The 19,254-nt window shown below is 62.3% G+C and carries 16 protein-coding genes; 12 read left to right on the forward strand and 4 right to left on the reverse strand.

Annotated features, from left to right (window positions below; genetic code table 11):
• Window positions 1-6: 6 nt before the first annotated feature.
• The 12 genes from algK to G7025_RS09645 all read left to right on the forward strand — a co-directional run bounded on the left by algK (window position 7) and on the right by G7025_RS09645 (window position 14,289).
• On the forward strand, window positions 7-1,521 hold the full coding sequence (gene algK, locus G7025_RS09590; protein WP_258197660.1) for an alginate biosynthesis TPR repeat lipoprotein AlgK: 1,515 nt from the start codon (window positions 7-9) through the stop codon (window positions 1,519-1,521).
• Window positions 1,518-3,005, forward strand: a complete 1,488-nt coding sequence (locus G7025_RS09595; RefSeq protein WP_181078486.1) for an alginate export family protein — start codon at window positions 1,518-1,520, stop codon at window positions 3,003-3,005. The genes algK and G7025_RS09595 overlap by 4 nt, the downstream gene beginning before the upstream one ends.
• The gene (gene algG / locus G7025_RS09600) at window positions 3,005-4,573 is read left to right on the forward strand and encodes a mannuronan 5-epimerase AlgG (protein WP_181078488.1); all 1,569 of its coding nucleotides are present in this window, start codon (window positions 3,005-3,007) and stop codon (window positions 4,571-4,573) included. Before G7025_RS09595 ends, algG begins: the two co-directional genes overlap by 1 nt.
• 11 nt (window positions 4,574-4,584) lie before the next feature.
• A complete protein-coding gene (locus tag G7025_RS09605; RefSeq protein WP_181078490.1) occupies window positions 4,585-6,033 on the forward strand; it encodes an alginate O-acetyltransferase in 1,449 nt (482 codons plus the stop codon).
• Between the two features lie 8 nt (window positions 6,034-6,041).
• Window positions 6,042-7,151, forward strand: coding sequence for a mannuronate-specific alginate lyase (locus G7025_RS09610; RefSeq protein ID WP_181078492.1), 1,110 nt, complete (start codon window positions 6,042-6,044; stop codon window positions 7,149-7,151).
• 190 nt (window positions 7,152-7,341) lie between these two features.
• Window positions 7,342-8,874, forward strand: a complete 1,533-nt coding sequence (locus tag G7025_RS09615) for an MBOAT family O-acyltransferase (protein ID WP_181078494.1) — start codon at window positions 7,342-7,344, stop codon at window positions 8,872-8,874.
• An 11-nt stretch (window positions 8,875-8,885) separates the two neighbouring features.
• Window positions 8,886-10,061 (forward strand): alginate O-acetyltransferase, encoded by a 1,176-nt coding sequence (locus G7025_RS09620; RefSeq protein WP_181078496.1) that lies wholly within the window; start codon window positions 8,886-8,888, stop codon window positions 10,059-10,061.
• A 16-nt stretch (window positions 10,062-10,077) separates the two neighbouring features.
• Window positions 10,078-10,734: an alginate O-acetyltransferase AlgF gene (locus tag G7025_RS09625; protein WP_181078498.1), complete on the forward strand. Its 657-nt coding sequence runs from the start codon at window positions 10,078-10,080 to the stop codon at window positions 10,732-10,734.
• A gap of 149 nt (window positions 10,735-10,883) precedes the next feature.
• The gene (locus tag G7025_RS09630) at window positions 10,884-12,335 is read left to right on the forward strand and encodes a mannose-1-phosphate guanylyltransferase/mannose-6-phosphate isomerase (RefSeq protein WP_181078500.1); all 1,452 of its coding nucleotides are present in this window, start codon (window positions 10,884-10,886) and stop codon (window positions 12,333-12,335) included.
• A 260-nt stretch (window positions 12,336-12,595) separates the two neighbouring features.
• Window positions 12,596-13,060 carry a multidrug transporter gene (locus G7025_RS09635; RefSeq protein WP_181078502.1) on the forward strand — a complete coding sequence of 155 codons (465 nt, stop codon included), beginning with the start codon at window positions 12,596-12,598 and terminating at the stop codon, window positions 13,058-13,060.
• A gap of 14 nt (window positions 13,061-13,074) precedes the next feature.
• Window positions 13,075-13,887: an SDR family oxidoreductase gene (locus tag G7025_RS09640; protein WP_181078504.1), complete on the forward strand. Its 813-nt coding sequence runs from the start codon at window positions 13,075-13,077 to the stop codon at window positions 13,885-13,887.
• Complete coding sequence (locus G7025_RS09645) at window positions 13,888-14,289, forward strand: nuclear transport factor 2 family protein (protein WP_181078506.1); 402 nt, start codon at window positions 13,888-13,890, stop codon at window positions 14,287-14,289. It begins immediately after the preceding gene.
• A gap of 38 nt (window positions 14,290-14,327) precedes the next feature.
• Here the strand turns inward: G7025_RS09645 and G7025_RS09650 are convergent, their stop codons facing one another.
• The 4 genes from G7025_RS09650 to G7025_RS09665 are packed head-to-tail and all read right to left on the reverse strand — an operon-like array spanning window position 14,328 to window position 19,088.
• Window positions 14,328-15,188 carry an efflux RND transporter periplasmic adaptor subunit gene (locus tag G7025_RS09650; RefSeq protein ID WP_181078508.1) on the reverse strand — a complete coding sequence of 287 codons (861 nt, stop codon included), beginning with the start codon at window positions 15,186-15,188 and terminating at the stop codon, window positions 14,328-14,330.
• A 10-nt stretch (window positions 15,189-15,198) separates the two neighbouring features.
• A complete protein-coding gene (locus G7025_RS09655; RefSeq protein ID WP_003171907.1) occupies window positions 15,199-15,399 on the reverse strand; it encodes a DUF1656 domain-containing protein in 201 nt (66 codons plus the stop codon).
• Window positions 15,389-17,566 (reverse strand): FUSC family protein, encoded by a 2,178-nt coding sequence (locus G7025_RS09660; protein ID WP_181078510.1) that lies wholly within the window; start codon window positions 17,564-17,566, stop codon window positions 15,389-15,391. The genes G7025_RS09655 and G7025_RS09660 overlap by 11 nt, the downstream gene beginning before the upstream one ends.
• Before the next feature lie 10 nt (window positions 17,567-17,576).
• On the reverse strand, window positions 17,577-19,088 hold the full coding sequence (locus G7025_RS09665; RefSeq protein WP_181078512.1) for an efflux transporter outer membrane subunit: 1,512 nt from the start codon (window positions 19,086-19,088) through the stop codon (window positions 17,577-17,579).
• Between the last annotated feature and the right edge of the window lie 166 nt (window positions 19,089-19,254).

Genomic DNA, 19,254 nt, shown 5'->3' on the forward strand with positions numbered 1-19,254 from the left:
GAGGACATGCCTGTGACTCTTCCGAATACACCGTTGACCAATGTGGGAGCCGGGCTTGCCCGCGATGGGATCGACTCGGTACATCTGCAACACCGAGGTGCCCGTATCGCAGGCAAGCCAGCTCCTTCCAGATCGCACTTCGCCTCGGCCTACTGCGCACTGGCCCTGGCCATCTCGCTGGCCGGTTGCGCCGGCCTGCCCGACCAGCGCCTGGCCAACGAAGCGCTCAAGCGTGGCGACACCGTCACCGCGCAGCAGAATTACCAGCAACTGGCCGACCTGGGTTACAGCGAGGCCCAGGTGGGCCTGGCCGATATCCAGGTAGGCACCCGCGACCCGGCGCAGATCAAACAGGCCGAGGCCACGTACCGCGCCGCAGCGGATACCTCGCCTCGCGCCCAGGCGCGCCTGGGTCGCCTGCTGGTGGCCAAGCCCGGCGCTACCGAGGCCGAGCACCACGAAGCCGAAACCCTGCTGAAAAAAGCCTTTGCCAATGGCGAAGGCAACACCCTGATTCCCCTGGCGATGCTGTACCTGCAATACCCTCACAGCTTTCCCAACGTGAATGCCCAGCAGCAGATCAGCCAGTGGCAGGCGGCGGGTTACCCGGAAGCGGGCCTGGCCCAGGTGCTGCTGTATCGCACCCAGAACACCTACGATCAGCATCTGGATGATGTGGAGCGCATCTGCAAAGCCGCGCTGAACACCACCGACATTTGCTACGTCGAACTGGCCACGGTCTACCAGAAGAAAGCCGAGCCGGAAAAACAGGCCGAACTGCTCAAACAGATGGAAGCCGGCTACAGCCGTGGCACTGTCACCGCTCAACGGGTCGACAGCGTTGCCCGCGTATTGGGTGATGCCTCCCTGGGCAAGACCGACGAAAAGACGGCCCAGGCCCTGCTGGAAAAAATCGCCCCCGGCTACCCGGCTTCCTGGGTCAGCCTGGCGCAACTGCTCTACGACTTCCCCGAACTGGGCGACGTCGAGCAAATGATGAAGTACCTGGACAACGGCCGCGCCGCCGACCAGCCGCGCGCTGAACTGTTGCTGGGCAAGCTCTATTACGAAGGCAAGTGGGTGCCGGCCGATGCCAAGGCTGCCGAGGCGCATTTCGAAAAGGCCGTAGGCAAGGAAGTGGCCGCCGATTACTACCTCGGCCAGATCTATCGCCGTGGCTACCTGGGCAAGGTCTACCCGCAAAAGGCCCTGGACCACTTGCTGACCGCTGCGCGCAACGGCCAGAACAGCGCCGATTTCGCCATCGCCCAATTGTTTTCCCAAGGCAAGGGCACCAAGCCCGACCCTGTCAATGCGTATGTCTTCAGCCAGTTGGCCAAGGCCCAGGACACGCCGCAGGCCAATGACCTGGCCGCTCAACTCGAAGCCCCGCTGACTCCTGAACAACGCGCCCAAGGCCAACGCCTGGTGCAACAGGAGCTGGCCGCACGCGGCACCCTGGCCCAAAGCACGCTGCAACTGCACGCCCTGCAAGAAGAAGACGGCGAGGAATCCCTATGAAGCTCAACCCATTCGTCAAGGCCGGTATCGGCCTGACCTTCGCCCTGCTGTGGTCGTGCCCGACCCTGGCCGCGCTGACCGAAGCCAAGAACTTCGGCCTGGAAGTCAAAGCCACCGCACAGTCCGAAGACGACCGCGACCTCGGCACCCAGAAAGGCGGCGACGTCAACGGTGTCGGCCTGGACCTGCGCCCGTGGATCTACGGCGAGAGCGGTAACTGGAGCGGCTATGCCATGGGCCAGGCGGTGGTGTCGAGCGACATCATCGAGACCGACACCCTGCAGCAGTCGGCCGATGATGCAAACCAGCAAACCACTAACAACGACCGCAAGGCCAAGAAAAACTACCTGGCGATGCGCGAGTTCTGGGTCGGCTACAGCGGCTTCACGCCCTACCCCGGCGAGATTCTCAAGTTCGGTCGTCAACGCCTGCGCAACGACGACGGCCAGTGGCGCGACACCAATATCGAGGCGCTGAACTGGACCTTCGACACCACCTTGCTCAAGGCCAATGTGGGCGCCGCCGAACGTTTCAGCGAATACCGCACCGACCTCAAGGAACTGTCGCCCAAGGACAAGGACCGCCAGCACTTCTACGCCGATGCGTCCTACCAGTGGATGCCGGGCCAGTGGATCGGCCTGCGCGGCCATCACACCCATGACGACGGCAAGCTGGATTACCCGGAACCGGGCGTGCCCACCGACTCGTTGGACAAACGCGAGAACGGCGACCTGACCTGGCTCGGCATCGAAGCCAACAGCGACGCCTACAACTGGCGCAACACCAACACCGTCAACTACTGGGCCAGCATCACCGGCATGCAGGGCGACCGCGACACGGTCAACGCCCTCAAAGCAGACGGCAGCCGCCCGGACCAGGCCAAGCGCAGCGATGACGTGAACGGCTGGGCCACCGACCTGGGTATTCGCCTGCGTCTCGACCCGCAGTGGCAAGTGGGTGCGGCTTACGCTCGCGCCAGCGCCGAATACGAACAGAACGGCCTGCAGAGCAACCGCTCGAATTGGACCGGCACCCAGTCCCGCGTGCACCGCTTCGGCGAAGCGTTTCGCGGCGAGATGAACAACATGCAGTCCATGAGCCTGTTCGGTTCCTGGCAGCTGCGCGAGGACTACGACGCCAGCCTGGTGTACCACAAGTTCTGGCGCGTGGACGGCAACAAGCCGGTGGGCAGCAATGGCATCGATGCGGTGCAGAACAACACCGATGACGTGACCGGCGCGATCCTGTCCAGCACCTCGCTGCCGCTGGAAGATGGCAAGAAAGACCTGGGCCAGGAGATGGACTTGGTGGTCACCAAGTACTTCAAGACCGGCCTGCTGCCGGCCGCGCTCAGCCAGTCGATCGACGAGCCGTCGGCGTTGGTGCGGTTCCGTGCCGGTGTGTTCAAACCGGGTGACGCCTACGGCAGCCAGGTCGACTCGTACATGCATCGCGCGTTTGTCGACGTGATCTGGAAATTCTGATGGGAGCCTGCGCAATGAATGCTCAAAGCCTACTCGTCGCGGCAATGCTGGTGGCCAGTGCCCCGGCATTTGCCGACACGGCGGCCAAGGCGCCTACCATCGCCAAGGAACTGCAACAGGCCAAGACCTACACCATTTCCAGCCCGCCGACCGCGCCGCTGGAGATGGCCAAGCCTGCCCTGCCGGACCTGTCGGGCTACACCGCCGCGGCCATGGAAAAAAAGATCGTCAGGACCAAGCCGGGCAAGATCAGCACCCGTCGCATGATGCAGGAAGACGCGCTCAAGGACTTTATCGGCGGCGATAACAAGATGGCCGAATGGGTGGTGCGCCAGCACGGCATTCCCCAGGCGATCTTTGTCGACGACGGCTACATGAACCTCAAGGACCTGCTGGGCAAAGTGCCCAAGCAGTACCTGAGCGAAACTTCGCCGGGCGTGTTCCTGGCCAAGTTGCCGATCGTGGTCGGGCGCAAGGGCATCCTCGAAATCGACAAGCGCACCCAAGAGCTGCGCCTGTCCCAGGAAGCCGGTTCGTTCCTGATCAACGACGGCCAGCTGTTTGTGCGTGACACCAAAATCACTGGCTGGAGCGAGAAGGCCAACGGCCCGGCGCTGTTCAAATCGCCCAAGGAATTTCGTCCGTTTCTGCTGGCCTGGGGCGGCACCGAGACCTACGTCGCCAACAGCAAGATGGCCAGCTTCGGCTACGCCAACAGTAAGTCGTACGGGGTGAGTATTTCCCAGTACACGCCGAACATGGCCAAGGTGCTCAAGCGCCCTGAGCCGACCGGCTGGATCATCGATTCCGAGTTCTCGGACATGTGGTACGGCTTCTACTGCTACGAAACCACGGGCTTCGTGCTCAAGGGCAACACCTACAAAGACAACATCGTCTACGGCATTGACCCTCACGACCGTTCACACGGGCTGATCATCGCGGACAACACCGTCTACGGCACCAAGAAGAAGCACGGCATCATCATTTCCCGTGAGGTGAACGACAGCTTCATCTTCAACAACCGCAGCTACGACAACAAACTCTCGGGCCTGGTGATCGACCGGAACAGCGTCAACAACCTGATCGCCGACAACGAGATCTACCGCAACCACACCGACGGCATCACCCTCTATGAGAGCGGCGACAACCTGCTGTGGGGCAACAAGGTAATCAGCAACCGTCGCCACGGCATCCGCGTGCGTAACAGCGTGAATATCAAGCTGTACGAGAACACCGCGATGGCCAACGGTTTGACCGGCGTCTACGGCCACATCAAGGACTTGACCAACACCGACCGCGACATCGCCCTCGACCCGTTCGACGCCAAGGTTTCGCTGATCGTGGTCGGCGGGGAACTGGCGGGGAACGGCAGCGGGCCGCTGTCCATCGACTCGCCGTTGAGTATCGAGCTGTATCGCGTGTCGATGCTGGCGCCGACCAAATCCAGCGGTATCAGCTTCTCCGGCGTCCTCGGCGATCGCCAGGAAGAGATTCTCGACCTGCTGGTGCGCCAGCAGAAAGCCGTGCTGATCGACCCTGTCGAACGCCAGACCGAAATGCAGGACTGAGGATGACCCTTATGCACCCACACATGATCAAACTGCTGAGCCTCTCGGGTCTGACCCTCGGCCTGCTCGCGGCCAGCCAGAGCGTACGCGCCGACGACGTCAAGGCGCCGACCTTCACCGCCGAACCGTGCTGCAGCCTGTGCCCGGCCGCCCACGACGCGAAGAATTACACCACGCGCTACCAGCAGAACTTCACCACCCTGGTCCAAGCCCAGGGCGACTGGCTGTTCCGTACCCAGGAAGACCTGCGCACCGAATTCGACACCACGCCGGCCGGCTACAAGCGCATGCAGCAGTTGCACGATGCGTTCAAGGCCAAGGGCGTGGAACTGGTGGTGGTCTACCAGCCGACCCGTGGCCTGGTGAACCGCAACAAGCTCAACCCTGCGGAAAAAGCCTCGTACGATTTCGACAAGGCGCTGACCAACTACAAGACCATGCTCGGCCGTTTCGCCAAGATGGGCTATGTGGTGCCGGACCTGTCGCCGCTGACCAATGAGCAGCTGCCGGACGAACTGCCGGCCCACGACTTCTACTTCCGTGGCGACCAGCACTGGACCCCGTACGGCGCTCAGCGCACCGCGAAAATCGTCGCGGCCAAGGTCAAGCAGCTGCCGCAGTTCGCCGATATTCCCAAGCGCGAATTCGAAACCAAGCGCACCGGACGCATGGGCAAGACCGGCACCCTGCACAACATGGCCGGGCAACTGTGCGGCACCAGCTACGCGATCCAGTACATGGACCAGTTCACCACCGAGCCCAAGGGCGAAGCGGGCGACGGCGACCTGTTCAGCGATTCGGGCAACCCGCAGATCACGCTGGTGGGCACCAGCCACAGCGGCAAGAACTACAACTTCGCCGGCTTCCTGCAAGAAGAAATCGGCGCCGACATTCTCAACGTCGCCTTCCCGGGCGGCGGCCTGGAAGGCTCGATGATCCAATACCTGGGCAGCGACGAATTCCAGAAGACACCGCCCAAGATCCTGATCTGGGAGTTCTCGCCGCTGTATCGCCTCGACCAGGAAACCATCTATCGCCAGATGATGGCGCTGCTGGACAACGGCTGTGAAGGCAAGACCGCACAGATGAGCGCCAGCGCCACCTTGAAGCCCGGCAAGAACGAATTGCTGGTCAACAGTTCGAACAAAGACCTGCGCAACGCCAACCACCAGGTTGATATCCGCTTTGCCGATCCGTCGGTGAAAACCCTGCAAGCCACCCTCTGGTACATGAACGGGCGCCACGAGGACATCAAGATCGAGAAACCCGAAACATCCGATACAGACGGGCGTTTCGCCTTTGAACTGCGCACCGATGAAGACTGGGCCTCGCAGAACTTGCTGGCCGTGGAAGTGCAGGGCCCTGAAAAGGGTGCCGCCGCGCAGAAGGTCGAAGCGAAAATTTGCACACGCAACGTATTCCCAAGCGGTGGTCAACAGACCGCCCAACTCGGGAAGTGAGGTTACTTATGCAAAAGTTGATGCTCCCTACCCTGCTGGGCCTGGCGATGTTCGCCGGTTCAGTCAACGCCGCCGCCCCGCTGCGTCCGCCTCAAGGCTATTTCGCCCCGATTGAAGCGTTCAAGACCGGCGAGGCCAAGGAAAACTGCGACACCATGCCGACGCCGTACACCGGGCCGCTGCAGTTTCGCAGTAAGTACGAAGGTTCCGACAAGGCGCGCTCAACCCTGAACGTGCAGTCGGAAAAAGCCTTTCGCGACAGCACCGCCGACATCACCAAGCTGGAAAAAGACACCAGCAAGCGCGTGATGCAGTTCATGCGCGACGGGCGCCCGGAGCAGCTCGAATGCACGCTCAACTGGTTGGTGTCCTGGGCCAAGGCCGATGCATTGATGTCCAAGGACTTCAACCACACCGGCAAGTCCATGCGCAAATGGGCGCTGGGCAGCATGGCCTCGGCCTATGTGCGCCTGAAGTTTTCCGACTCGCACCCGCTGGCCAACCACCAGCAGGAATCGCAGCTGATCGAAGCCTGGTTCAACAAACTGGCCGATCAAGTGGTCAGCGACTGGGACAACCTGCCGCTGGAAAAAACCAACAACCATTCCTACTGGGCCGCCTGGTCGGTGATGGCAACCTCCGTCGCCACCAACCGCCGCGACCTGTTCGATTGGGCGGTGAAGGAATACAAGGTCGGCGTGAATCAGGTCGACGACCAAGGCTTCCTGCCTAACGAATTGAAGCGCCAGCAGCGCGCGCTGTCGTACCACAACTACGCCCTGCCGCCGCTGTCGATGATCGCCAGTTTTGCCCTGGTCAATGGCGTGGACCTGCGCCAGGAAAACAACAGCGCGCTCAAGCGCCTGGGCGACAAAGTGCTGGCCGGGGTCAAGGACCCGCAGATCTTCGAGCAGAAGAACGGCAAGGAGCAGGACATGAAGGACCTCAAGGAGGACATGAAATATGCCTGGCTTGAGCCGTTCTGCACCCTCTACACCTGCGCGCCGGATGTGATCGAACGCAAGCATGACATGCAGCCGTTCAAGACCTTCCGCCTGGGCGGCGACCTGACCAAGGTCTACGACCCGGCGCATGAAAAAGGCAATAAAGGCAGCTAGTCGCTGATCGTTCCCACGCTCTGCGTGGGAATGCAGCACGGGACGCTCTGCGTCCCAAAGCGTGACGCAGAGCGTCACAAAAGGCATTCCCACGCAGAGCGTGGGAACGATCAAAGCTTCCCCCGACACCGTGGGGGGGTTTGGGGGGGCCGTTGGCCCTTGACTGTTGGTTAAACATGGAGAGATCGGGATGGTTTTCTCGTCCAATGTGTTCCTGTTTCTGTTCTTGCCGATCTTTCTCGGCTTGTACTACTTGAGCGGGCAACGCTATCGCAATCTGCTGCTGCTGATTGCCAGCTACGTGTTCTACGCCTGGTGGCGGGTGGACTTCCTGGCGCTGTTTGCCGCCGTGACACTGTGGAATTACTGGATCGGCCTCAAGGTCGGTGCCGCCGGTGTGCGCACCAAACCGGCCCAACGCTGGCTGCTGCTCGGCGTGGCCGTCGACCTGTGCATCCTCGGCTACTTCAAGTACGCCAACTTCGGTGTCGACAGCATCAATGTGATGATGAAGTCGATGGGCCTGGAGCCGTTCATCCTGACCCACGTGCTATTGCCGATCGGTATCTCGTTCTACATTTTCGAGTCCATCAGCTACATCATCGACGTGTACCGTGGCGACACCCCGGCCACGCGCAACCTCATCGACTTTGCGGCGTTCGTGGCGATTTTCCCGCACCTGATCGCCGGCCCCGTGCTGCGCTTCCGCGACCTGGCCGACCAGTTCAACAACCGCACTCACACCTTGGATAAGTTCTCCGAAGGCTGCACGCGGTTCATGCAGGGTTTCATCAAGAAGGTCTTTATCGCCGACACGCTGGCGGTGGTGGCCGACCATTGCTTCGCCCTGCAAAACCCCACCACCGGGGATGCCTGGCTGGGTGCACTGGCCTACACCGCGCAGCTGTACTTCGACTTCTCGGGCTACAGCGACATGGCCATCGGCCTGGGCTTGATGATGGGTTTCCGCTTTATGGAAAACTTCAAACAGCCGTATATCAGCCAGTCGATCACCGAGTTCTGGCGCCGCTGGCACATCAGCCTGTCGACCTGGCTGCGTGACTACCTGTACATCACCCTGGGTGGCAACCGTAAAGGCACGCTGATTACTTATCGCAACCTGTTCCTGACCATGCTGCTCGGTGGCCTGTGGCACGGCGCGAACATCACCTACATCGTGTGGGGCGCCTGGCACGGCATGTGGCTGGCGATTGAAAAAGCCATCGGCCTGAACACCGCGCCGCGCAGTTTCAATGTGCTGCGCTGGGCCTTCACGTTCCTGCTGGTGGTGATGGGCTGGGTGATCTTCCGCGCCGAAAACCTGCACGTCGCCGGCCGTATGTACGGTGCGATGTTCAGCTTTGGCGAGTGGTCGCTGTCGGAACTCAACCGCGCCAGCCTTACCGGTCTGCAAGTGGCAACCCTGGTGGTGGCGTACGCAACCCTGGCGTTCTTCGGTCTGCGCGACTTCTACACCAATCGCCCCGCCGATAAAACCAAGCCGGCCGACCCGAGCCTGATCAAGGCCGTGCCGGGCGACAACCCCGGCAGCATCCATCAGCCCGGCTTCACCGTGGGCCAGGACGCCGCCGTGCAACCGGCCTACTGGACCGCTGACTGGCCACGCTACGCTATGCGCGCTGCGGTGCTGGCGCTGTTCGTGGCGTCGATTCTCAAACTGTCGGCGCAGAGTTTCTCGCCGTTCCTTTACTTCCAATTCTGAGGGAGCCGACCATGACCCGTTCATTACGCATCCTCTATATCGGCCTGTTCCTGGTGCTATTGCTGGCACTGGGCGCCTGGTCGCTGCGCAGTTTCTTCGGCTTCAGCACCAATGCCGACGCGACCGTGCTCAACGGTCGCTGGACCAAGGCCGTCGAGACTCACTATGACGATGAGTTCCCGATCAAGCGTCTGGGCACCAACCTGTGGGCCGCGCTGGACTACAAGCTGTTCAATGAAGGCCGCCCTGGCGTGGTGCTGGGCCGCGATCACTGGCTGTACAGCGACGAGGAGTTCAATCCCGCCGTCAACGAAGACCAGAACCTGGAAGGCAACTACGCGCTGGTCGAAGGCGTGCGCCAGAAGCTCAAGGCCCAGGGCATTCAACTGGTGATGGCGATCGTGCCGGCCAAGGTGCGCCTGTACCCGGAACACCTGGGTGAGGTGAAACCGGCGAGCATCCACGCCAACCTGTACCAGGACTTCCACGCCCGTGTCGCCGCCGACAAGATTCCTGCTCCCGACCTGCTTGGCCCGCTGCAACAGGCCAAGTTGAGCGGCAAGCAAGTGTTCCTGCGCACCGACACCCACTGGACCCCGGACGGCGCGGAAGTCGCCGCCAGGCAACTGGCCAAGGCGATTGCCGAGCAGACCCCGCTCAGTGGCGAGCCGCAGCGCTTTGTGACCGAGGCCGAGAAGATCGAGCCGCACAAAGGCGACTTGCGTCTGTTCCTGCCCCTGGACCCGCTGTTCGAAAACCTGATGCCGCCCAAGGAGCCGCTGGAAAAACGCGTTACGCACCTGGCTGAAACCAAAGGCGACGACGCGCTGTTCAGCGACAGCGAAACGCCAGTTGCACTGGTGGGCACCAGCTACAGCGCCAACCCGAACTGGAACTTCGTCGGCGCCCTCAAGCAAGCCCTGGGCAGCGATGTAATCAGCTACGCCGAAGACGGCCACGGCCCGATCCTGCCCATGCTCAGCTACCTGAAAAGCGACGACTTCAAGAACAACCCGCCACAAGTGCTGATCTGGGAGTTCCCAGAACGTTATCTGCCGGTCAACAACGAAATCGGTGATGCCGACCCATCGTGGGTTGCGCAACTTAAACAAGCCGGTTCACGCCAACAAAACATGGCACAGAACACCCTTAAAAAATCCGAGACGCCCGACCGGGCGCAAAACTGAAAGAGAGGTAACTCACATGACTTTCACTACTACTCCTCGTCGTCTCGCCAAGACCCTGGCCATCGCTGCCGGCTTGAGCTTCGTATCGATGTCTGCCTTCGCCGGCGGCGACGCCGCCCTGTACGGCCCGACCGCGCCAAAAGGCTCAAGCTTCGTGCGCATCTACAACGCCAGCAACCAGGAAGTCAGCGCTACAGTCGGCAACACCAACCTCAGCGAAGTGGCCCCGCTGGCCAGCAGCGACTTCAGCTTCATGCCAGGCGGTGACTACAGCGCCAAGGTGGGCAGCCAGACCGTGCCGGTCAAACTCGCCGCCGATCACTACTACACCCTGGTCAACAGCAGCAGCGGCCAGCCGCAACTGATCGAAGAGCCGCCATTCAAGAACAAGCAGAAATCCCTGGTGCGCGTGCAGAACCTCAGCGACAAGGCCCTGACCCTGAAAACCGCCGACGGCAAGACCGACGTGGTCAAGTCGGTGGCCGCCAAGGGCCGCGGCGAGCGCGAGATCAACCCGGTGAAGGTGAGCCTGGCGTTGTATGACGGTGACAAGAAAGTCGGCGATGTGAAGCCGGTTGCGTTGGAACGTGGTGAAGCGGCGGTGCTGTATGTAACGGGCTCGGGTTCGAGCCTGTCGCCAGTCTGGGTGAAACGCCCTGTGTCGACCCGCTGATTAGCTTTTGAAATTGACGCTCCCCCTGTGGGCGCAGGCTTGCTCGCGAATGCGGTGGTTCAGTAACAGATGTACCGACTGAAACACCGCCTCGGGGGCAAGCCCCCTCCCACAGGCTCTGACCCAAATCGATTCAAGGAGAAACACCCATGATCCCAGTAATCCTTTCCGGTGGTAGCGGCTCACGTCTTTGGCCGCTTTCCCGTAAACAGTTCCCCAAGCAATTCCTGGCCCTGACCGGTGAGCACACGCTGTTCCAGCAGACTCTGGAGCGCCTGGTGTTCGAAGGCATGGACGCCCCGATCGTGGTCTGCAACAAGGACCACCGTTTTATCGTCAACGAGCAACTGGCCGCGCGTAAGCTTGAATGCCAACGCATCCTGATGGAACCGTTTGGCCGCAACACCGCGCCGGCCGTGGCCCTGACCGCGATGATGCTGGTCAATGAAGGCCGCGACGAGCTGATGCTGGTGCTGCCCGCCGACCACGTGATCGACGATCAGAAGGCTCTGCAACGTGCCCTGGCCCTGGCCACCGTGGCCGCCGAGCGCGGCGAGATGGTGCTGTTCGGCGTCCCGGCTACGCGTCCGGAAACCGGTTACGGCTACATCAAGTCCACCAACGATTCGCTGCTGCCAGAAGGCGTGAGCCGCGTGCAGCAGTTCGTGGAAAAACCCGATGAAAAACGCGCCGTCGAGTTCGTCAAGAGCGGCGGCTACTTCTGGAACAGCGGCATGTTCCTGTTCCGCGCCAGCCGCTTCCTGGAAGAGCTGAAAAAACACGACCCGGACATCTACGACACCTGTGTACTGACCCTGGAGCGCAGCGAGCAGACCGCCGACACTGTGACCTTCGACGACGCCACCTTCGCCTGCTGCCCGGACAACTCCATCGACTACGCCGTGATGGAAAAAACCCAGCGCGCCTGCGTGGTACCGCTGAGCGCCGGTTGGAGCGACGTGGGTTGCTGGGCGTCGCTGTGGGCGGTCAACGACAAAGACGCCAACGGCAACGTGAGCAAAGGCGACGTAGTGATCCAGGACAGCCGCAACTGCATGGTGCACGGCAACGGCAAGCTGGTGTCGGTGATCGGCCTGGACAACATCGTGGTGGTGGAAACCAAGGACGCGATGATGATTGCCCACAAGGACAAGGTCCAGGGCGTCAAGCAGATGGTCAACACCCTCAACGAACAGGGCCGCAGCGAAACCCAGAACCACTGCGAAGTGTATCGTCCGTGGGGCTCCTACGATTCGGTGGACATGGGCGGCCGCTTCCAGGTCAAGCACATCTCGGTCAAGCCGGGCGCGTGCCTGTCGCTGCAGATGCACCACCACCGCGCCGAACACTGGATCGTGGTCAGCGGCACCGCTGAAGTGACCTGTGACGAGAACGTGTTCCTGCTCACCGAAAACCAGTCCACCTACATCCCGATCGCTTCGGTGCATCGCCTGCGCAACCCAGGCAAGATCCCGTTGGAGATCATCGAAGTGCAATCGGGCAGCTACCTGGGCGAAGACGACATCGAACGCTTCGAAGACATCTACGGCCGCTCGACGCCGGTAGAACGTGGCGTGTCGGTGAAAACTATCGCGCAGTAAAACAGTCGTACAAGAAGCCCTCGCCCAACCCATTGCGTCCCCTATCCGCAGTGGGTTGGGTGGGGGCTTTTTTTTGATTTTCGCTGGCTGTGAGGGCCTTATCGGGGCAAGCCCCCCTCCCACCTTTGATCTGTGAATACATTCCAATGTGGGAGGGGGCTTGCCCCCGATAAGGCCCGCAAGGCCACCACAGCACTCAAGCTACCCAATCCCACCTACGCTTAAGTTAGGATGCTGGTTCCAAATTCGAGGTGGTCTCCATGTTCTTCGGCGTTCTCCTGATCATCACCTGGCTGATCCTGCTGCTGCGCTACCCGGCCAAAGCACTGCCGGTATCCCTCGCCGCCTTGGCCGGCCTGGGTTGCGTGGCCGTCTGGGTGGTGTGGCTGGACAACCGCGAAGCCTCACAATTGGCGCGCCTGGAACTGCGCATCACCTACGCGCCGCAGGACTGCCCGGCCGATCGGCCGCTGAAGCTGACCCTGAACAACGGCAACGACGTGCCCCTCACCGAACTGCGCTGGCGCGTGGCCGCCTACGCACCGGGCGACACCGTGAACCTGGCCGACAACGTCTACGCCGCCCCGCGCTATCGCGGGCCCGGCGAATTGCAGGCCGGCGCCACCTGGGACGATTGCCTGCCCACCCCACCGCTACGCCCCGGCTACCGCCCGCAAACCCTGGAATTTCGCGCCGAGCACCTGCAAGGCAGTTTCTCGGACTGACAAAGGACTGCTCCATGCCCAACGTACTCATCACCGGTTGCTCCAGCGGCATCGGCCGCGCCCTGGCCGATGCCTTCAAGGCTGCCGGCTTCAACGTATGGGCCAGCGCCCGCCGCCCTGAAGACGTAACCGCCCTCGCCGCCGCCGGTTTCACTGCAGTCGAACTTGATGTCAACGACAGTGCGGCCTTGCAGCGCCTGGCCGAGCAACTGGGCGAGCTGGATGTGCTGATCAACAACGCCGGCTACGGCGCCATGGGCCCGCTGCTCGACGGCGGCACCGAGGCCCTGCAGCGCCAATTCGAAACCAATGTGTTCTCCATCGTCGGCGTGACCCAGGCGCTGTTCCCGGCCCTGCGCAAACGCAAGGGCCTGGTGGTGAATATCGGCAGCGTTTCCGGTGTGCTGGTCACGCCCTTCGCCGGCGCCTACTGTGCGTCCAAGGCCGCCGTGCATGCGTTGAGCGATGCACTGCGCATGGAACTGGCACCGTTCGGCGTGCGCGTCATGGAGGTCCAGCCCGGCGCCATCGACACCCACTTCGCCAAAAATGCCGGCGCCCAGGCCGAATTGCTGATCAACCAACAATCGCCCTGGTGGCCCTTGCGCGAGGGCATTCGTGCGCGCAGCCAGGCGTCCCAGGACAAACCGACACCCGCTGCAGTGTTTGCGGCCGATGTGCTCAAGGCGGTGCGACAACCGCAACCGCCGCGCCTGTTGCGCTCGGGCAATGGCAGCCGGGCGTTGCCGTTGTTGGCGGCGTTGTTGCCCAAAGGATTATTGGAAACCGTGTTGAAAAAACGCTTTGGTTTGAATGGGAGTTTGTAAATGATCGACTACAGCGATTTCTTTGAAGAAGTGACCCAGACCCACATCGAGATCGAACAATGGTTTGCCGGCGTCGCGCCTGAAGGCACCCTGCAGAACCTGCTCGCGCGTTTCTCGCCCGACTTCAGCATGATCGCCCCCGCCACCGGCGCACGGGTGAATGCGGCCGGGGTCAACGCACTGTTCACCCGCCTGGGCGGCATGCGCCCTGGCTTGAAAATCACCTTGAGCGAAATGACCGGGATTGACCGCCACGCGCGCGGCGCCACGGTGACCTATCGCGAACATCAAGTGGACGACAGCGGCACGCAGACCGACCGCCGAGCCACCGTGGTGTTCGAGAAACAGGCCAGTGGTGCGCTGTTGTGGCGGCATTTGCATGAGACCTTCATCAAGACATAACACAGTCAAATGTGGGAGGGGGATTGCCCCCCCACATTTCAATTCTGCGCTTGGTCAACGATCACCGTGCAGGTAATCCCCGCCGCCAACACCACGCCCTCCGGCACTTCATCAATGTGAATCCGCACCGGCACCCGCTGGGCCAATCGCACCCAGTTGAACGTCGGGTTCACATCGGCGATCAGTTCGCGGCTCTCGGGGTTGTCGCGGTCGTAGATGCCGCGGGAGATGCTTTCCACATGGCCCTTCAAGGTCTCGCCGCTCATCAGTTGCATATCGGCGTTGTCGCCGACTTTCACATGGGGCAATTTGGTCTCTTCGAAGAAGCCATAGACCCAGAACGAGTTCATATCCACCACGGCCATCTTGGCCTCGCCGATGCGTGCATAGTCGCCACGGTGGACGTTGAGGTTGGTGACGTAGCCGTCCACCGCCGCTAACACCTGAGTCCGTTTCAAATTCAGTTCCGCCGCTTCCAGCTGGGCCAGCGCATGTTGGTAATCCGCCAGCGCCGAGTCGGCGATGTTGCTCGCGTCGTCGCGGTTTTCCCGGGAGATCACCAGCGCGTCGAGGTCGGCGCGGCGGTGGGCGTTGACCTTGCGCATTTCCCAGGTGGCTTTGCGCGAAGCGACAAGGGCCTGGGCCTGTTTGACCGCGATGCGGTAGTGCTCCGGATCGATCTGCATCAGCAGGTCGCCCTTTTTTACCAACTGGTTGTCACGCACCGGCACGTCGACCACTTCACCGGTGACGTCGGCGGCGACATTGATGATGTCGGCGCGCACGCGACCGTCGCGGGTCCACGGCGTCTCCATGTAGTGCACCCACAGCGTGCGGCCAATCCAGATCGCCAGGGCCAGTACCAGCAAGGTGGCGAGCAGGCTGAAAAATTTTTTCATCGGGGCATTCTCAACGGTAGACGCTCAGCGCCAGGGCGCCGAACAGGCAAACGAACAGGCTCAGGCGCAGCAGCGCCGGGTGCCAGAAAAACCGGTACAGGTCGAACCCGGCCAGGAAGCGGTCCAGCGCCCAGGCCAGCACGGCGGCGATCAGGAACATCAGGGTCATGGTCGGCATGTAGAGGCCGTGGAATGCGATCTCACGGGGCATGGGAGGATCCTTTGAGGGCCGCCAGCGGCGATTGCGGGTCCAGCAGCGAGGTGCGGATAAAGTGCAGGTAGCTTTTCACCCGGCGCAGGGCCGAAGTGTCGAAGTGCGGAGCGAACGGTTCGTCAGTGGCCTGCACGCGGCTGATCGCATGGTCGACGGCGACGAGCCCGCGCTCCAGATTGCTCGCGCTGGGCTGCAGGAACAGCCGCACCAGCGAACGCCCCATCACGCGGATGGCCTGGCGCCACGGCTGGGATTCGGCGTACGCCGGGTGCACCGGCAGGATCGCCTGTTCCTTGCGCAACTCGATGATCGCGTGGCCGACCTCCAGCACCACAAACATCCAGCGCAGCAAGTCGCGCTGCACCTGCGGCTGGCCCACGGCGAGGCCGTAGGCCTGGTGCAACAGGTCGCGGGTGCGGCTCTCGAAACTGGAGGCCAGGCCTTTGAGCCTGCCGCTGATGGCATACACCACTTGTTCGCGCAGGTCCTGCTCCAGGCGGCGCCACAACCAGCGGCTGTTGGGGGGCAGGATGATCGCCCCGGCCGCCGCGCATACCAGCATGCCGATGACCATGGCGATGTAGTCGTTGATAAAGGTGTAGGGGTTGTAGACCGTGAGGTTGTCCGGCACCGACCCGGTGCTGAAAAAAATCAGCAGGCCCACACCGACACCGGCATATTGCGGGCGTGAGGCGAGAAAGGCGCCGGCAACGATGACCGGTGCGAGCATCACGCACAACAGTGGGAAACCGTCGATCCAGGGGAACACGAAGAACATGTCGACAAACCCCACCAGGGCACCGATGAAGGTGCCGCAGGCCATCTGAAACGCCATGCGCTTGGGGTTGGGCGTGGCGGCGGACAGGCCGACGGTGGCCGCTGCGATCAGGGTCATGGTGGCGCCGCTGGGCCAGGCGGTGGCGACCCAGTAACTGCCCAGCACAATCAGAATGAACGAGGCGCGAATGCCGGATGCGGCGCAAGCCAGCCAGTTGGTTTTCGGTGTGTAGGGCTCGTCCCAGTCTTCCCGCGCGTGACTGTGATCGGCCAGGGAGGCATGGGTCTGCGCGTAGTTGTGCAGGTCATCGACAAAGCGGTACAGCAACTCGTAGGCGGTATGAAAATCCAGTTGCTCGGCTTCGGTGGGCTGCGTTTCCTGGAAGATTGCGCGCAGGCTGCGCACGGTGGCGGGCAAGCCGTCCTTGTAGGCACTCAATTGCGTCACCAGGCGGGCGGCATCGGGACTCGTAAGTGCACGTGCGGAGAAACCATCGAGCCGTTCGGCAAGATCCTGCAAGCCAGGTTTGATCGCCGCGACCACGTGGTCGGCGGCATCGGCGCGCAGGCGTTCGAGCAATTGGTGCAGGGCGTTGAAGCGTGTGGTGACGCTCATGAATTCGCTGTTGAGACGACTGAGGCGACCGTTGCGCCGGCGCATGTGCGGGTCTTCGAACACGGTGACGCTGCGCAGTCCTTCCAGGCCCACGGCTTCGGCGATGAAGCGCACGTTGCCGGCCTCGAAGGCGTCGCGCTGGCTGCGCCCGCGCAGGCCATCGGTGACGAACAACGCGAATACCCCAAAGCGCTGATAAAGTGCATTGCGCATGGCAGCGCTGGAGGTCTGCGGCAGGATCGCAGCACTGACCAACGTCGAGCAGATGATCCCCAAAGAGATTTCCAGCACGCGCCACACCGCCGCCATGAATGCGCCATCCGGATGCGCCAGGGCCGGCAGGCCGACCATCGCGGCGGTATACCCGGCCAGCACAAACCCATAGGCGCGAAAGTTGCGATTGCGCGTGGCGCCGGCGGTGCAGATGCCGACCCAGATCGCCAGCGCACCAAGAAACAGCTCGGTGTTCTGCGCAAACAGGGCGATCAGCAAGACCATCACCGCCGACCCCGCCAGGGTGCCGAGGAAGCGGTAAAAACTCTTGGCGAACACCTGGCCGCTCTGCGGCTGCATCACGATAAACACGGTGATCATCGCGGTGCGCGGTTGCGGCAATTCCAGGCGCATGGCCAGCCACAACGTGAGAAACGCCGCGATCAACACTTTGAAGATATACACCCAGGTCACGCCGTCGCTGCGTGCCCAATCGAAAAAACCACGGCGCCACTCAAGGGCGTGCAGCCAGCGCAGCGGTGCAGGCAAGGAAGTCATCGCAAGCTACTCAGTGATCGAACACGGCCAGCGCCGCCGGGGTTTTGCTCGGAAGGGTCTTGGCGGGCGCCGGCACGTCGTCGCCGGCACCGAGGCCGCCGCCCAGGGCGGTCACCAGTTCGGCGTGGGCGCTCAGGCGCGCGGCCTGCACCTGCTGCTGGATCTGTTGCTGGCGAAACAGCAGGGTCTGGGCGTTCAGCACGTTCAGGTAATCGGTGAGGCCGCGTTGGTAGGCGATCATCGCGATGTCATAGGTTTTCTGCGCCGAGGCCACCGATTGCGCGGCGAAGGCCTGCTGCTTGTCCATGGACTCGCGACGGATCAACTGATCGCTGATGCCCTTGAGTGCGTTGACCAGGGTCTGGTTGTAATGCGCCACCGCGATGTCATAACCGGCGCTGGCTTCACCCAGTTGGGCGCGCAGGCGGCCGCCGTCGAAAATCGGCAGGGTGATGGCCGGGCCGACGCTGTAATTGAATTTTTTACCGGCCAGGAATTCCAGCATGCCGCCGCCGGTGGCCATGTAACCGAGGCTGCCGACCAGATCGACGTTAGGGTAGAAACCGGCATGGGCCACATCGATGCCCCGTGCCTGCGCCGCCACTTGCCAGCGACTGGCGACCACATCCGGACGTTGGCCGAGCAGTTGCGCGGGCACGCTCGACGGCAGTGCGAGCGGCGCAGCCAATGACAGGCTCGGGCGCCGCAATTGCGCGCCCTGCCCCGGCCCCATGCCCGCCAGCGCCGCCAGTTGGTTGCGGCTCAGGGCGATGGCTTCGTCCAGCGCATCCAGTTGGCGATGGGTTTCCGGCAACGGCGTTTCAGCCTGGCTTACGTCGAAGTGCGTGCCGATCCCGGCATTGAGGCGTTTGTTGGCCAGGTCGAGAATCTGCTGTTGCTGGGCCAACGTCGCGGCGACGATGTCGCGGTTGGCGTACTGCAACGACAGCTGAATATAGGCGCGCACCACATTGTTCTGCAGTTCGAGCTGGGCCTGGCGCGCTTCGGCGGCGCTCATGTGCGCCAGGTCGACCGCCCGCTCGGTGGCATTGCTTTCACGCCCCCACAGGTCCAGGGCATAGCTCAGGCCCAGGGACGAATTGTTGTCCCAGGTGTTGGCACCGCTCAATTCGCCCGGCCCGTAGAACTGATCCTTGGGCCAATTGTGGCGTTTGAGGGTGGTGTCGCTGTTGATCTGCAGCGCCTCGGCCGACTCGGCCAACCCGGCCATGGACCGCGCCTCACGCACCCGCGCGGCGGCCATGGCCAGGCTTGGGCTGTGCCGGGTAGCGAGATCGACCCAGTGGTCCAGTTGCGGGTCGCCGTAGGCTCGCCACCACTGCGCGGTGGGCCAGTGGGCGTCTTGCGCCGCCTGCTGGATCGCCTCGTCGGTCGCCAGTTGATTGGCGTCGAGGGCCTGGCCTTGCGGGGCGATTCCTCCGGTTCCGATGCAGCCGCTGATTGCTAACGATAAAGCCCAAACACTGAGAGTCTTCAGCTCTCTGCTGATGCGACGCGGCACGGCAAGCGAATTCCTGAGATGGGTGAAGCGGGAGAGGTGGCGCAATTCTAGGGCGCGCGGGGGATGCCGATAAGCGGGCATTCCTGTGAATCTTTGTTACCGTTCAGGCGATAATCCGGGCGTTTGCCCTACACAGTCCGGTGCGGGCAGCTTCACATAATGGGCA

Origin of the sequence: Pseudomonas lurida, assembly GCF_013522705.1 — a bacterium.
Classification (GTDB): Bacteria; Pseudomonadota; Gammaproteobacteria; order Pseudomonadales; family Pseudomonadaceae; genus Aquipseudomonas; species Aquipseudomonas quebecensis.

What these genes read in the sequence shown, in the direction of transcription:
- algK (WP_258197660.1), top strand. Translation starts at nt 7, where the DNA reads ATGCCTGTGACTCTTCCGAATACACCGTTGACCAATGTGGGAGCCGGG.
- algG (WP_181078488.1), top strand. Translation starts at nt 3,005, where the DNA reads ATGGGAGCCTGCGCAATGAATGCTCAAAGCCTACTCGTCGCGGCAATG.
- G7025_RS09655 (WP_003171907.1), bottom strand. Translation starts at nt 15,399, where the DNA reads ATGCCCCGTGAGATCGCATTCCACGGCCTCTACATGCCGACCATGACC.
- G7025_RS09605 (WP_181078490.1), top strand. Translation starts at nt 4,585, where the DNA reads ATGCACCCACACATGATCAAACTGCTGAGCCTCTCGGGTCTGACCCTC.
- G7025_RS09610 (WP_181078492.1), top strand. Translation starts at nt 6,042, where the DNA reads ATGCAAAAGTTGATGCTCCCTACCCTGCTGGGCCTGGCGATGTTCGCC.
- G7025_RS09640 (WP_181078504.1), top strand. Translation starts at nt 13,075, where the DNA reads ATGCCCAACGTACTCATCACCGGTTGCTCCAGCGGCATCGGCCGCGCC.
- G7025_RS09660 (WP_181078510.1), bottom strand. Translation starts at nt 17,566, where the DNA reads ATGACTTCCTTGCCTGCACCGCTGCGCTGGCTGCACGCCCTTGAGTGG.
- G7025_RS09630 (WP_181078500.1), top strand. Translation starts at nt 10,884, where the DNA reads ATGATCCCAGTAATCCTTTCCGGTGGTAGCGGCTCACGTCTTTGGCCG.
- G7025_RS09645 (WP_181078506.1), top strand. Translation starts at nt 13,888, where the DNA reads ATGATCGACTACAGCGATTTCTTTGAAGAAGTGACCCAGACCCACATC.
- G7025_RS09650 (WP_181078508.1), bottom strand. Translation starts at nt 15,188, where the DNA reads ATGAAAAAATTTTTCAGCCTGCTCGCCACCTTGCTGGTACTGGCCCTG.
- G7025_RS09635 (WP_181078502.1), top strand. Translation starts at nt 12,596, where the DNA reads ATGTTCTTCGGCGTTCTCCTGATCATCACCTGGCTGATCCTGCTGCTG.
- G7025_RS09615 (WP_181078494.1), top strand. Translation starts at nt 7,342, where the DNA reads ATGGTTTTCTCGTCCAATGTGTTCCTGTTTCTGTTCTTGCCGATCTTT.
- G7025_RS09625 (WP_181078498.1), top strand. Translation starts at nt 10,078, where the DNA reads ATGACTTTCACTACTACTCCTCGTCGTCTCGCCAAGACCCTGGCCATC.
- G7025_RS09620 (WP_181078496.1), top strand. Translation starts at nt 8,886, where the DNA reads ATGACCCGTTCATTACGCATCCTCTATATCGGCCTGTTCCTGGTGCTA.
- G7025_RS09595 (WP_181078486.1), top strand. Translation starts at nt 1,518, where the DNA reads ATGAAGCTCAACCCATTCGTCAAGGCCGGTATCGGCCTGACCTTCGCC.